Consider the following 14,133-nt stretch of genomic DNA (forward strand, 5'->3'; position numbering starts at 1 on the left):
GCCAGCGCACTGTTGCCAATTTGAAAACGCGCGCATGATATTCTTTTTCAAACGATGGCAGACCCCTTATCGGACATTCTCAGACTGGCAAAAGTGGAGCCGACGGTCGCGGGCGGATTCACCGCCGGCGGCGCGTGGAGCATTCGTTTTCCCGCGCCGGATAAGCTCAAGTTTTTCGCCATCCTAAAAGGCGGATGCTGGCTGGCAATCGACAATCACAAGACGCCCGTCCGCATCGAGGAAGGCGATGTCATCCTGCTCTCCCTGCAAACATCCTTCATACTTGCGGGCGACTTGAGTGCCGTGCCATTGGACGCGGTTAAACTCTTTGAAAAAAGCAAAACACAAGTCATCGGTGATGCCGAGGATTGCGTGCAAATCGGCGGACACATCCGCCTTGACGGGGCGAGCGGCGCGATTCTCGAGGACGTTTTGCCACCCTTCATTCACATCAAGGCAGCCTCACCCCAAGCCGCGTCCGTCAAGTGGCTGCTCGACCAATATGTCCGTGAACGCGCCCGTGTTTTGCCGGGTGGCGAAATCACCGCCGCGCATCTGGTCGGGCTCATGTTTGTCCAGATTTTGCGGCTTTATGTCGATGAAGGCGCGCCACTGGCCTCCGAGTGGCTTCGCGCCATCGCGGACAAACAGCTCGCACCGGCATTGCGACTGATGCACGAGACGCCGGGACGTTCCTGGCGGATTGACGAACTGGCGAAAGCCTCCGGCATGTCGCGAACGGCGTTTGCGGTGCGTTTCAAGACCGTCGCCGGCATCGCGCCGCTCGCCTATCTCACGCAATGGCGCATGCGCCTTGCGGAACACGCTCTGCGCGAGGAAAATGCGACGCTTGCCGCGCTCGCCGAGCGACTCGGTTACTCGTCGGAAAGCGCTTTCAGCAATGCGTTCAAGCGCGTCACCGGTTGCACCCCGCGCGCCTGCAGGCGCGCTCATTCACGCCGAGCGCGATGATTTTTATGTTCGCTTTTGATTTTGAGCATGGCCGGCTCGAAGAAAAATTCCTTCTCGCCAAACGCCGGCTTGAGCTGATCGAGCCTTGTCGCCTTCTCGTCGAACTTCGCGAAAAACACGCGCCCGGCCCACGACGGCTCGCGGCCCTGGATGAACTTCAACACGAAAACCTTTTCGCCTCGCACCTCGGCGATGCCATCGACGAGCACCTTGCCCGGCATCGCGGACATCGACGGCCCGCGCACCGTGCGCCCGAGGCCGGACAGTCTCCGATAAGAAAGTGAAAAGGGGCCGGCTGAGTTTTGTTGATTAAATATCCAAAACAGGGCCGGCCTATTTCCGCTCACCCCTTCATCTGGCTGACCAGATCGGCGACTGTGGCTTTGGCGTCGCCATAGATCATGCGGGTGTTGGGCATGAAGAAGAGTTTGTTTTCCAGGCCCGAGAAGCCCGTGCCTTTGCCGCGCTTGAGCGCGAAAACTGTTTTCGCCTCGTGCGCGTTGATGATGGGCATGCCGTAGATCGGGCTCGACGGGTCGGTCGCGGCGGCCGGGTTCACGACGTCGTTCGCGCCAATCACAATCGCCACGTCAACCGTCGGCATGATCGGGTTGATGTTGTCCATTTCGACGAGCTGCTCGTAGGGCACGTCGGCCTCGGCGAGGAGCACGTTCATGTGGCCGGGCATGCGGCCGGCGACGGGGTGGATGGCGTAGCGGATTTCGGCGCCGTTGTTTTCCAGGAGTTCGCCGAGCTCCTTGACGACGTGCTGCGCTTGCGCGACGGCCATGCCGTAGCCGGGGATCACGACGACGCTGCGCGCGGCTTCGAGTATGTAATACGCGTCCTCGGTCGAGACGGCTTTCATTTCGCCTTGCTCGGCGCCGCCGCCGGAGCCCGACGAGGCCGCGCCGAAGCCGCCGAAGAGCACGTTGCCGAGCGTGCGGTTCATGGCCTTGCACATGATGACGGTGAGGATGAGGCCGCTCGCGCCGACGAGGCAGCCGGCGACGATGAGCACGGTGTTGCCGATGATGAAGCCGGCGAAGGACGCGGCGACGCCGGAGAGGGAGTTGAGCAGCGAGATGACGACGGGCATGTCGCCGCCGCCGATGGGAATCACGCCGAGCACGCCGAGCAGGAACGCGCCGCCGATGAGCGTGTAGAAGGCCGTGGCGGAGTAGTCCTTGAGGGCGAGCGCAAGCACGACCGTGGCGGCCACAAGCACGAGCATGACGACAAAGTTGATCGCCTTTTGGCCGGCGAAGAGGAAGGGGCGGCCGGACATTTTTCCGGAGAGTTTCAGGTAGGCGACGAGCGAGCCGGTGAAGGTGATGCCGCCGACGATCACGGTGAGCGCGCTCACGATTAGGGTGAAGCGCATCTCGCCGGAAACGGGGAGGAGCCCGAGCACGGGCAGCGTGGCGTATTCGGCCCAGGCGACGAGCAGCGAGGCGAGGCCGCCGAAGCCGTTGAGCAGGGCGACCATTTCGGGCATGCCCGTCATCTGGACGCGCTTGGCGAGGATGCCGCCGATGAGCGCGCCGAGCGCGATGCCGCCGGCGATCCACGCGTAGCCTTGGATGCCCGCGCTCACGATGCCCTGGTCAAAGAGCGTGATGATGACGGCGAGGAGCATGCCGATTGCGGAGAGTCGGTTGCCGCGGCGCGCCGTGGTGGCGGAGCCGAGCATTTTTATGCCCATGATAAAAATGCCCGCCGAGACGATGTAGGCGATTTGGATGGCGATGTCTCTCATGGCTTATTTGTCCTTCTTCTTGAACATGCCGAGCATGCGGTCGGTGACGACGTAGCCGCCGACGACGTTGATGGTGGCGAGCACGAGCGCGCCGAAGCCGATCCATTTGGCGGCCTCGCCGCCGATGTGCGCGGTGGCGATCATGGCGCCGACGATGGTGATGCCGGAGATGGCGTTGGAGCCGGACATGAGCGGCGTGTGCAACTGCGAGGGCACTTTCGAGATGAGCTCGAAGCCCAGAAACGCGGCAAGCGTGAAGATGAACAGGAGGAGCAGTAGTGTTTCCATGTGTGTGTTGTGAGAGGGGAAAAAGGTGTGCTGTGTGGGTGTTGCGGCTGGATGAAAAAAATCAGGCGGTTGTTTTTGGCGCGAAGCTCGGGTGGACGACCTGGCCGCCGTGCGTGATGAGGCAGCCGCCCATGATCGAGTCGGCGGTGTCGATGGGGAGTTGTTTTTCCTTCGCGTTCCAGAAGTGCGTGATGAAGTTGGTGAGGTTGGCCGAGAGCATCTGGCTGGCGTGGAGGGGCAGGGTGCGCTCCAGGCATTCGGGGCCGATGATGGTGACGCCGTTTTCGGTGACGGTCTCGCCGCCGGGCTTGGTGAGCGCGACGTTGCCGCCGCCGGACGCGGCGAGGTCGACGATGACGCTGCCGGGTTTCATGCCGCGCACCATTTCGTCGGTGATGATGACGGGCGATTTGCGTCCGAAGAGCTTGGCGGTGGTGATGATGACGTCGGATTGCGCGCAGACCTTGGCCATGCCGGCGCGTTGTTTTTCGATTTGCTCGGGCGTGAGTTCCTTGGCGTAGCCTTGCGCGGTCTGGCCGGTGTCGCCGAGGTCGATTTTGACGAACTTGGCGCCGAGCGACTTGACCTGCTCCTCGACGACGGGGCGCGTGTCGAAGGCGTCCACGCGCGCGCCGAGGCGCTTGGCGGTGGCGATGGCCTGGAGGCCGGCGACGCCGACGCCGACGATGAACACGCGCGCGGGCGAGAGGGTGCCGGAGGGCGTCATCATCATGGGGAAAATTTTGTTGAGGCGCGTGCTGGCGAGGAGCACGGCTGCGTAGCCGGCGAGGTTGGCTTGCGAGCTGAGCACGTCCATTTTTTGCGCGAGGGTGGAGCGCGGGATCATTTCGAGGCTCACGGCGCTGATGTTTTTCTGCGCGAGGGTCTGGATGAGGGCGGACTGGTTGAACGGGTCGAGGAAGCTGAGGTGGAGGCAGCCGGGCTTGAGGCGCGCGATGCGCTCGGGCGTGGGGGCGGCGATGCCGAGCACGATGTCCGCCGAGGCGAGGGCGGCGTCTGCGTCGCCGGTCATGGTGGCGCCGACGGCTTCGTAGTCGGAATCGGGGATGAGGCAGGTTTTGCCGAAGCCGCGCGGAAGGGAGACGGCGAGGCCGGCGGCGACAAGCGTTTTTACCGAATCGGGCAGCAGCGTGACGCGTGTTTCGTTCGGTGTCGTTTCAATGGGACAGTGGATGTGCATTGGTGAAAAATTGCTGTCGGTGGATTGTGGACGTTAAGCGTTGGCTTGTCGCTACGTGCAAGAAAAGTTGCATGTCAGAAGTCAGGGCGTTGTGGCAATGGGTTTTTCGAGAAATATTTGGTTGTCCACGGATTTTACAAAACACGGGTGGCGAATCGGATGTGGGCACCCTGAAAATGTGGTTCGTTTTACTGCGAAAAAGGACGTGCAACTCGGCGGGCTTGAGGCACAATGCGAATCAATCTTATGGACGCCGAAAACCCTGCACGCGAACACAGACTGAATGTTTCACGCCAGCTCCCGAAGGGTTTTCGAACGCGTCGCGGGGTGAACTGGGGCATCATCGGCCTGCTCTACACGTCGTTCTACATGTGCCGCTATAATTTCTCGATAGCGAACAAGTCGATCGCGACGGAATTCGGGTTTTCCAACGAGCAGATCGGCTGGATCATTTCGGTGAACATGTTCGCCTATGCGTGCGGGCAAATCGTCAACGGACTGCTCGCCGACAAGCTCGGCGGAAAACGCGCGATGCTGATCGGCGTGGCGGGCACGATCATCATGAACATCCTGTTCGGCGTGGCGTCGTTTGCCGGGCTTCTCTGGTTGTTCGTGATGCTGCGCGGCATCGACGGGTATTTGCAGGCGTTCGGCGCGCCGGGTTTCATCAAGATCAACGTCACCTGGTTCAACAAGCGCGAGCGCGGAAAGTTTTCCGGCATCTTCGGTTTCATGATCAATCTCGGACGGCTGGGGATTTTCTGGCTCGGGCCGTCGCTCCTCGCGGGGTTTACGCTTTTCGGAATGTTTCATGTCGATCCGTTGCACTGGCGCTGGCTGTTTTGGGTGCCCTCGGGCATCGCGATGACGGTTGCGATCGTGTTTGCGTTTGTCGTCAAGAACACGCCGGAGGAGGCGGGCTACCATGTTGACGAATTGAAGGATCAGGACACCGCGGCAAACGGCGGCGCGAGCGGCGAAAAGGAGCCGACCGTCAAGGATGTGTTTTTGCGAATCGTCTCCAATCCGGTGATCTGGATGGTGGCGTTTGCCTATGCGTGCACGGGCACCGTGCGCCAGAGCGTGGACCAATGGTTCCCGCGTTACGTGCAGGAGGTTTTCAGCACGGATTTGAAGGGGCCTCACTTTTTCTGGCTGGGGACGTTGATTCCGATCGTGGCGTCGGCGGGTTCGCTGGTGTCCGGGTATGTTTCCGACACCTTTGCCAACGGACGTCGCGCGCCGGTGGCCGCGGTGATTTATTTTATAGAAACAATAATCATCATCCTGGCCGCGCAGGCATCGACGCTCAACGGGGTCATTGTGTTTTTCATCCTCATCGCGTTCACGGCCAACTCGACGCATTCGCTGCTCGGCACGGCCGCGGCGATGGATATCGGCGGAAAAAAGATGGCGGGATTTGCCTCGGGCGTGATTGATTCGTTCCAGTATTTCGGCGGTTTTCTGGCGGGCTTCCTGCTGGGGCGACTGCTCGACGGCAAGGGCTGGGTGTTCGATGTGTTCAGTTACCTGCACAACCTGATACTCGGCACGCCGCCCGAGGGCCACATGGGCTGGGGATTGTATTTCTACTTCATGGCTCCGTTCGGCATGACGGGCTGCATATTGATTTTGATCGGCGCGAGAATGAGCAAGAAGCGCGGAATGACGTTGTAGCGAGGACTGCCAGTCCTGCCTCCGCGCTCAGCGCGCTTCGGGGTTACCTTCCTCGAGGGCATGCGTCATTCACTTGCCTTTCGCCCGCACCGCATGTTTGCGGTTCGGAAAAAGTGTCCGGCAAATTTCGCACACCGTGCCATCGCAACCGCGCGCCGTGCAATGCTCGCGCCCGTAATAAATCATTCGCAAATGCAGCGCGTTCCAGTGCTCCCTTGGAAACAGTTTTTTCAAGTCACGCTCGGTTTGCACCACGCTTCGCCCGTCGCTCAGCTCCCAGCGAAACGCAAGGCGGTGGATGTGCGTGTCCACCGGAAACGCCGGCACGCCCCACGCCTGCGCCATGACGACCGACGCTGTTTTGTGTCCCACTCCGGGCAACGCCTCCAGCTCCTCAAACGTGCGCGGCACACGGCCTCCATGTTTTTCGACAATGATTTTTGAGAGCCCCGAAATCGCCTTCGATTTTTGCGGCGTCAAGCCGCACGGCCTGATGATCCGCGCGATCTCCGCGACCGGCAGGCGCATCATTTGTTCGGGAGTCCGCGCGCGCGCAAACAACCCGGGCGTGACCTCGTTCACTCGCTTGTCCGTGCACTGCGCCGACAGCACGACCGCCACGAGCAGCGTGAACGCATCCCCGTGCTTGAGCGGAATCGGCGTCTCGGGATAAAGCTCTGCCAGCCTTTTATCAACGTAAGCGGCGCGCGCCGCCTTGGTTTTGAACGGAGAAGATTTGCCCGGCATGGCCGTTACGAGAACCCCTCGCGGGCCGCATCGCGAGCGAAAAAGACGCAAGGAAAACGGACTTTGCCAAAAAATCGGACACGAGACTCTTGCGGCTTGCCTTGTGCGCCGCGACATGGCGTTCTTCTGGTTTTCAGGAGCAAAACAAACACCCAACCCAACCAACAAAAAATCATCATGTCCTCAGCCCAATATCTCGATTCCCTCTTCAACCTTAATGGCAAAGTCGCCGTCGTAATCGGCGGCACGGGCGAACTCTGCGGCGCGATGGCCGAGGGCCTCGCCGGCGCGGGCGCCGAAGTCGTCCTCGTCGGGCGTAACGAGGAAAAAGCCAAGGCCCGTCTCGCAAAAATCACCGACGCCGGCGGCAAGGGGTATTTTGTCGCTGCCGAGGCGAGCAGCAAAAAAGCCATCGAGGATTTGCTCGCCACCGTCCTCCAGCGCTCCGGCAAGGTCGATATCGTCGTCAACGGCGCGGGTGTGAACTCCGCCACGCCCTATCTCGAAATTCCCGAGGACGAGTTTGACCGCATCATGAACATCAACCTCAAGGGCGTGTTTCTCGGCTGCCAGATTTTCGGCAAATACCTCGTCGAGCGCGGCGAAGGCGGCTCGATCATCAACCTCGGCTCGATGTCCGGCGTGATTCCGCTTTCCCGTGTGTTCACCTATTCGGCCTCGAAGGCGGCGGTGCACAACCTCTCCAAAAACCTTGCGCGCGAATGGGCCGAGAAAAACGTCCGAGTCAACATCCTCGTCCCCGGCTTTTTCCCCGCCGAGCAAAACCGCAAGGTGCTCACGCCCGACCGCATCGCCTCGATCATGGGCCACACGCCGATGAAGCGCTTCGGCGAGGCCAACGAACTGGTCGGCGCCACGCTCCTCATGGCAAGCGACGCGGGCAAATTCATCACCGGAGCCGAAATCATCGTCGATGGCGGCTACCATGCGATGACGATTTGAGTTTCTCCGATCCATTTGGAAAAAGGCGCGGACTTTTTTAGGTCCGCGCTTTTTTTAGTTTTGTAGCGCGAATGAACACGATTGCTTGCTTGCCATTCCGCAATCCGCATTCCGAAATCCGCATTTCAAAAAAAGATGGAACGAATCACCAGCCTTCAGAACCCGCGCGTCAAGCAGCTCGTGCGCATGCGCGACCGGCGTCCGCGCGATGAGGCGGGCGCGTTTCTCATCGAGGGCTACCGGCAAATCCGCCGCGCGCTCGAAAAGAGCATCAAGCTCTCCGAATTGTATTTTTCGTCCGATTGGTTTCTCGGCGAAAACGAACCCGCGCTCATCGAGCAGGCGCGCGCGGCCGGCGCGCAGGTTGTCGAGCTCTCGAAGGACGCGTTTTCCAAGGTCGCGTATCGCGAGCGTCCGGACGGTTTGCTTGCCGTCGCGCCGCAATGGCACAACACGCTTGAATCGCTCGAACCGATTCTGAACGGCAAGGCCGCGCCGTTTTTGCTCGTTGTCGAGGCGATTGAAAAACCGGGCAACCTCGGCACGATTTTACGCAGCGCGGACGCGGCGGGAATCGACGCGGTGATCGTGTGCGATCCGGTGACGGATATTTTTAATCCAAACGTCGTTCGCTCATCGACGGGCGTTTTGTTTTCGGTGCCCGTGGTTATTGCGGAGAGCCAGCCGGTGCGCGCGTGGTTGCGCGAGCGCGGCATTCGCGCCGTGGCCACGACTCCCTCGGCGACCGGGCTGCACTACGACGCCGATTTGCGCGGCCCGCTCGCGATTATCATGGGCAGCGAGCAATACGGCTTGAGCGATTTTTGGCTGGCGGAAAGCGACGCGCGCGTGCGCATTCCGATGGCCGGTCAGGCCGATTCGCTGAACGTGGCGATGGCGACAATCATCACGCTGTTCGAGGCGGTGAGGCAGCGAAGGTAGCACAGACATTCTTGTCTGTGCCGTGAATCGTGCGCCGCTTTGCACAGACAGGAATGTCTGTGCTACCTTGTGCGGCGGGGCATCAAACCCATCGCGCCGATTATTGCGCGGAAGGGCGCGAGGAGCACGAGCGCCATGGCGAGTTTTACGCACAGGTCGCCCGCGCCGAGTGTGATCCACGGCAGGCCGGTGCCCGCGAAGGCGATGCTGAAAAAGATCAGCGTGTCGATGGAGGACGCCACGCACGAACCGAGCAGCGGCGCCTTCCACCAGGTCTTTTTGCGCAGTTGGTTGAACACCGCGATGTCGAGCAGTTGCGACACGATGAACGCCGCGCCCGACGCCACCGCCACGCGCCATTGCACTTGCGCGAGCAGCGAAAACGCCACGCCGCACACAAAGCCGACCCACGCCACGCGGCGCGCGAGCGACGGGCCCGCCCAGCGGTTGCACACGTCGGTCACAAGATATGTGAGCGGATACGAAAACGCGCCGTAGGTCAGCCAGTCGTTTATCGGATACTGCACGAGCACGTTTGAGAGCAGGACAACGCCCGCCATGCTCAACACCGGCAGCACGATGCGCCGCCACGAAAAGCCGCCCTCGGCGGCACCAGTTGGATTATTGTTCATGTTCAATTTTGTTATAGCGGGTGGTTGAAACCGCGTGGGGGAAGTGCTGAAAACCTGAAGGCTGAAAAAGACAGAAGGCCAGAAGACCTGAGTGTCTGAGGCTGAAGAGCCAGAATCAAAAGTTTAAACTCAAGGTCATTTTTTGATCTTCAGCCTTCAGGCTTTCAGGTTTTCAGGCTTTTTCTTCAAAACGTGTGGATTGCTAGGCCGGAGCGGAGTTTGGGTTCGAACCAGGTGCTCTTGGGCGGCATGATTTCGCCGGCATCGGCGATGTCCATGAGTTGCTCCACGGTGGTCGGATACATCGAGAAGGCCACGCCGCCGTCGGCGTCAACGCGCTTCACGAGTTCGTCCGTGCCGCGGATGCCGCCGACAAAATCGATGCGTTTGCTGGTGCGCGGGTCGTCGATGCCGAGGAGCGGCGCGAGGAGTTTGTTTTGCAGCACGCTCACGTCGAGCCGGTCAACGGGGCCGGCGTTCGCGTCGGCGGTGCAGCGGAGTCCATACCATTTTCCGCCGAGATACATGCTCACGCGGCCAACGGCGTCGGGCGATGGGTTTGCGTTTTCCTCGAGTCCGAAAATATTTTTCACACTGGCGAGAAACGCCTCGGGCGTGTGACCGTTGAGGTCGGCGACGATGCGGTTGTAGGGAAGGATTTTCAGTTCGTTCGCGGGGAAGAGCACGGCGAGGAACCAGTTGTAGTCCTCGGTGCCGTTGTGTTGCGCGTTGCGCGAGCGGCGGAGGCGGGCGACGCGCGCGGCGGAGGCGGCGCGGTGGTGTCCGTCGGCGATGTAGGTGACGGGCACGGCGCCAAACGCGGCGATCCACTCGGCGCCGCCGGCCACGCGCCAGAACGTGTGGCGGATGCCGTCGGGCGCGGTGAAATCGTGGAGCGGTTTTTCCGTGGTCTTGGCGTTGACGAGCGCGGTCACGGCGGGTTCGTCGCGATAGGTGAGGAACACGGGGCCGGTGTTGGCGCTGATGGTGTCGATGAGGCGCGTGCGGTCGTCCTCCTTGTCCTTGCGCGTTTTCTCGTGCTTCTTGATCAGCTCGGCGTCGTAATCCTCGACGTTGGTGAGCGCGACGATGCCGCGCTGCACGTGCTCGCCCATTTGCTGCTGGTAAACGTAAATGCACGGCTCCGTTTCGCGGACGAGCGCGCCCTCGCTTTGGAGCTTCTGGAACATTTCGAGCGCTTTGGCGTAAACCTGGTCGCTGTAAATGTCGGTGCCGGCGGGGAAGGCGATTTCGGCGCGGTCAACGTGCAGCAGGCTGAGGGGCTTGCCGGCGGCGAGCGCGGCGGCCTCGGTTGTGTTGACGACGTCGTAGGGCACGCAGGCCACCTCGGCGACGAGTTCGGGTTTAGGAACGAGACCTTTGAAGGCGCGGATTCTCATAAAAATGCGGGATGCGGATTTGGATTGTGGAATGAAAAACCGTGAAGGGTGGGGCCGCCCGGCGCGTGCGTCAAGCGAGCGCGTGCACACGGCGCGGTTGTGCTTTGCGGGACGGACTCACTCCACCGTCACCGATTTGGCGAGGTTGCGCGGTTTGTCCACGTCGCAGCCGCGTTCGAGGGCGATGTGGTAGCTGAGGAGCTGGACGGGGATTGTGGCAATGACCGGCAGGACGGCTTCGTGGCAGTCGGGCAGGTGGATGATTTCGTCGGCGACGCCGGGCGGGAACTCGCAGCCCTCCGTCGTGATGACGATGGTTTTGCCTTTGCGGGCCTTGATTTCCTGGATCGATGAAACGAGTTTGTTGAAGATTTCCCCCTTGGGCGCGAAGAAGACCGCGGGGCATTTTTCGCTCACGAGCGCGATGGGGCCGTGCTTCATTTCGGCGGCGGGGTAGCCCTCGGCGTGAATGTAGGAAATCTCCTTCAACTTGAGCGCGCCCTCAAGCGCGATGGGGAAGAGCGAGAGGCGCCCGAGGAAGAGCATGTCCTGATAATGCGCGTAACGCTTGGCGATGTCGCGGATGTGGGCGGCTTGTGTTTCGAGCACGCGGCGCACGAGGTCGGGCACGGACTTGATCGCCTGCGCGTAGGCGAGGCCGTCGTTGTAACTCATGTCGCGCATGCGGGCGATGTAGAGCGCGAGCATGGCGCCGATGAGGATTTGCGAGGTGAAGGCCTTTGTCGATGCGACGCCAATTTCGGGGCCGACGTGCTGGTAAATGCCGCCGTCGGATTCGCGCGCGATGCTGGAGCCGACGGTGTTGTTGATCGCGAGCACCTTGTAGCCTTTGCGCTTGGCCTCGCGGAGCGCGCCGAGTGTGTCGATTGTCTCGCCGGACTGGCTGAGGACAAAGAAGAGCGTGTTGCGGTCGAGCGGGGTGTTGCGGTAGCGGAACTCGGAGGCGTATTCGACTTCGACGGGCAGGCGCGCGTAGCGCTCGATGAGGTGCTCGGTGACGAGGCAGGCGTGCCACGCGGTGCCGCAGCCGAGGAAGACGATGCGGTCAACCTGGCGAAGCTCGGCGGCGGTGAGGTTGAGCCCGCCGAAATTGGCCGTGCTTCCGTCCTCGGAGAAACGGCCGCGCATGGAGTTTTCGAGCGCGGCGGGCTGCTCGAAAATTTCCTTTTCCATGTAGTGTTTGTAATCGCCGAGCGAGGCGGCCTCGATGTTCCAGCTCACGGTGTCCACGACGGGGTCAACATCCTCCTCGTTTTGCGTGATGATGGAAAACTCCCCCGGCGTGATGTGCAGGAGCTCGCCGTCCTTGAGATAAACGACGTTTTGCGTGCGGCTGACGAGCGCGGCGACATCGCTGGCGAGGATGTATTCCTGGTCGCCGACGCCGAGGACGAGCGGCGAGGCCTTGCGCGCGGCGACGATTTCGCCCGGGCAATCGGTGCAGAGCGCGGCGATGCCGTAGGTGCCCTCGACGTGCATGAGCGCGCGGCGCACGCTCTCGAAGAAACGGCTCTTGCCGGAGTCGGGCGCGGGCTCGGGTTCCTTGGCGTAGTGGTAGGCGATGAGATTGCAGAGCGCCTCGGTGTCGGTTTCGGACGAAAACGCGTAACCCTTGCCGGCGAGAAATTTTTTCATGCCGGAGTAGTTTTCAATGACGCCGTTGTGGATGAGCGCGAACTTGCCGTCGCTACTGGCGTGCGGGTGGGCGTTGGCGTCGGTGACGCCGCCGTGCGTGGCCCATCGCGTGTGGCCGATGCCGGTCGTGCCGGTGAAGCGGTGGCGGGCTGCCTCCTTGACGAGGTTTTCGACGCGGCCCGTTTTTTTTGCGATGTCGATCTGCCCGCCTTGAAGGACGGCGATGCCCGCCGAATCGTAACCGCGATATTCGAGGCGCTTGAGGCCCTCGATGAGGATTGCCGCTGCTTTTTGCTTACCGACGTAACCGACGATGCCGCACATGTGGAATTAGGAAAATTTGATTGTTGAGAATTTATTTTTCTTTTGACTCGCGAAACTAGGGACAAAACGGAAAAGTGTGGTGACACTTCAGCCCTATCAGAAAAAACATACCTTAATAGCATACAACCATGGCGACACAAAAAGTTATCTCGGTGATTATGGGCGGCGGGCGCGGAACTCGCCTCTATCCTTTGACAATGGAACGATGCAAGCCGGCGGTGCCTCTTGCCGGCAAGTATCGACTGGTCGATATTCCGATCAGCAACTGTCTTAATTCGGGATTCAACCGCATCTTTTTGCTGACGCAATTTCACACGGCTTCGCTGCACCGCCACATTCAAAACACCTATCGCTTCGATCCGTTCGGCGGCGGGTTTGTCGATCTTTTGTCCGCGGAGCAGACCGAGAAATGCGCCGACTGGTATCAGGGCACGGCGGATGCGGTGCGCCGCAACCTGCAACACTTCCGCAATTTCCCGCACGATCTGGTGCTCATCCTTTCGGGCGACCAGCTTTACCGGATGGATTTTCGCAAGATCATCAACCAGCACATCGAGACCAACGCCGATGTGACGATTGCGGCGATTCCGTGCCCCGTGTCGAAGGTCGAGGGGCTCGGCTTGATGCGCGTGGAAGACGATCTTTCCATCGCCGAGTTCGTGGAGAAACCCAAGGATCCGGCGGTCATCAACAAGTTCACGATCAGCGACGCCGTGCACGACAAGCTCCAGCAAACCAGCAAGGGTGAAAAGCACTGCCTCGCGTCAATGGGCATTTACGTTTTCAACCGGGCGGTCATTGCCGAGGCGCTCAACAATACGATGACGGACTTTGGCAAGGAGGTCATTCCGAGCCTGCTCGGGCGCCGCCGTTTGTATTCGCACATTTTCGAGGGCTACTGGGAGGACATCGGGACGGTGAAGGCGTTTTTCGACGCCAACCTCGCGCTTGCGCAGCCGCTCCCGCCATTCAACTTTTTCGACGAACAATCGCCGATCTACACGCACGAGAATTATCTGCCGGCATCGAAGATCAACAAATGCGATGTCGATTACACGGTCGTCGGCGACGGTTCGATCGTGGAGGATTCGTTCATCAAGCACAGCGTGCTCGGCATCCGTTCGTTTATTCGCAAGGGCTGCCGCCTCGAGGACGTGGTCATGATGGGCGCGGATTATTACGAGACGCCCGAACAGTCCGCGATGAACGCGCGCCAGGGCATCCCGTTGCTCGGGCTCGGGCACGGTTGCGATATTCGCGGCTCGATCATCGACAAAAACGCGCGTATCGGCGACAACGTGAAACTTTCACCCGCCGACAAGTCCGACGGCACCTACGCGCACGGCATCATGATTCGCGACGGCGTGTTGATTGTGCCGAAGAGCTGCGTCGTGCCGAGCAACACGGTGCTGTGATCAGCAATTCCCGCCACGGTCGAGGGAGCGGGAATCTCCGACTCCTTCGCGTTGCTGTGTAAATTAAACCGCGTCCGTCATTGGACGGACGCGCTTGGCGAACGCGCCGGGACTTACGGGCGACAGACGCGACAATATCTGAGCGACCGTCCTAGCA

Annotated in this window: 12 protein-coding genes and 1 pseudogene; 5 read left to right on the top strand and 8 right to left on the bottom strand. The window is 60.8% G+C overall.

The window, feature by feature from the left end:
* Positions 1–54: 54 nt before the first annotated feature.
* Positions 55–972, top strand: coding sequence for an AraC family transcriptional regulator (locus CKA38_RS11565; RefSeq protein ID WP_108825617.1), 918 nt, complete (start codon positions 55–57; stop codon positions 970–972).
* Here CKA38_RS11565 and CKA38_RS11570 read toward each other — a convergent pair.
* From CKA38_RS11570 to CKA38_RS11585, 4 genes and pseudogenes are all read right to left on the bottom strand, one after another.
* Positions 951–1,244, bottom strand: a pseudogene (locus CKA38_RS11570) (lysine 2,3-aminomutase); the annotation flags it as partial. The gene CKA38_RS11565 and the pseudogene CKA38_RS11570 overlap by 22 nt on opposite strands.
* A gap of 71 nt (positions 1,245–1,315) precedes the next feature.
* On the bottom strand, positions 1,316–2,731 hold the full coding sequence (locus tag CKA38_RS11575; RefSeq protein WP_108825618.1) for an NAD(P)(+) transhydrogenase (Re/Si-specific) subunit beta: 1,416 nt from the start codon (positions 2,729–2,731) through the stop codon (positions 1,316–1,318).
* A 3-nt stretch (positions 2,732–2,734) separates the two neighbouring features.
* The gene (locus CKA38_RS11580) at positions 2,735–3,019 is read right to left on the bottom strand and encodes an NAD(P) transhydrogenase subunit alpha part 2 (RefSeq protein WP_108825619.1); all 285 of its coding nucleotides are present in this window, start codon (positions 3,017–3,019) and stop codon (positions 2,735–2,737) included.
* Positions 3,020–3,080: 61 nt separating this feature from the next.
* Positions 3,081–4,220, bottom strand: coding sequence for an NAD(P) transhydrogenase subunit alpha (locus CKA38_RS11585; RefSeq protein ID WP_108825620.1), 1,140 nt, complete (start codon positions 4,218–4,220; stop codon positions 3,081–3,083).
* Positions 4,221–4,547: 327 nt separating this feature from the next.
* On the opposite strand from CKA38_RS11585, the gene CKA38_RS11590 reads away from it, so the two are divergent.
* A complete protein-coding gene (locus tag CKA38_RS11590) occupies positions 4,548–5,897 on the top strand; it encodes an MFS transporter (protein WP_236919017.1) in 1,350 nt (449 codons plus the stop codon).
* Between the two features lie 69 nt (positions 5,898–5,966).
* Here the strand turns inward: CKA38_RS11590 and nth are convergent, their stop codons facing one another.
* Positions 5,967–6,644, bottom strand: coding sequence for an endonuclease III (gene nth / locus CKA38_RS11595; RefSeq protein ID WP_108825622.1), 678 nt, complete (start codon positions 6,642–6,644; stop codon positions 5,967–5,969).
* Positions 6,645–6,821: 177 nt separating this feature from the next.
* Here nth and CKA38_RS11600 point away from each other — a divergent pair, with 177 nt between their 5' ends.
* Positions 6,822–7,607 carry an SDR family oxidoreductase gene (locus CKA38_RS11600; protein ID WP_108826559.1) on the top strand — a complete coding sequence of 262 codons (786 nt, stop codon included), beginning with the start codon at positions 6,822–6,824 and terminating at the stop codon, positions 7,605–7,607.
* Between the two features lie 135 nt (positions 7,608–7,742).
* Positions 7,743–8,549, top strand: a complete 807-nt coding sequence (locus CKA38_RS11605; RefSeq protein ID WP_108825623.1) for a TrmH family RNA methyltransferase — start codon at positions 7,743–7,745, stop codon at positions 8,547–8,549.
* A 62-nt stretch (positions 8,550–8,611) separates the two neighbouring features.
* On the opposite strand, the gene CKA38_RS11610 is transcribed toward CKA38_RS11605, so the two are convergent.
* The 3 genes from CKA38_RS11610 to glmS all read right to left on the bottom strand — a co-directional run bounded on the left by CKA38_RS11610 (position 8,612) and on the right by glmS (position 12,561).
* On the bottom strand, positions 8,612–9,181 hold the full coding sequence (locus CKA38_RS11610) for a queuosine precursor transporter (RefSeq protein WP_202863897.1): 570 nt from the start codon (positions 9,179–9,181) through the stop codon (positions 8,612–8,614).
* Between the two features lie 185 nt (positions 9,182–9,366).
* Complete coding sequence (locus tag CKA38_RS11615) at positions 9,367–10,581, bottom strand: DUF1015 domain-containing protein (RefSeq protein ID WP_108825624.1); 1,215 nt, start codon at positions 10,579–10,581, stop codon at positions 9,367–9,369.
* A gap of 117 nt (positions 10,582–10,698) precedes the next feature.
* The gene (glmS, locus tag CKA38_RS11620; protein WP_108825625.1) at positions 10,699–12,561 is read right to left on the bottom strand and encodes a glutamine--fructose-6-phosphate transaminase (isomerizing); all 1,863 of its coding nucleotides are present in this window, start codon (positions 12,559–12,561) and stop codon (positions 10,699–10,701) included.
* A gap of 128 nt (positions 12,562–12,689) precedes the next feature.
* Between glmS and CKA38_RS11625 the strand changes: the two genes are divergently transcribed.
* Complete coding sequence (locus tag CKA38_RS11625; protein ID WP_108825626.1) at positions 12,690–13,976, top strand: glucose-1-phosphate adenylyltransferase; 1,287 nt, start codon at positions 12,690–12,692, stop codon at positions 13,974–13,976.
* Positions 13,977–14,133: the final 157 nt, after the last annotated feature.

This window comes from Ereboglobus luteus (genome assembly GCF_003096195.1).
Lineage (GTDB): Bacteria > Verrucomicrobiota > Verrucomicrobiia > Opitutales > Opitutaceae > Ereboglobus > Ereboglobus luteus.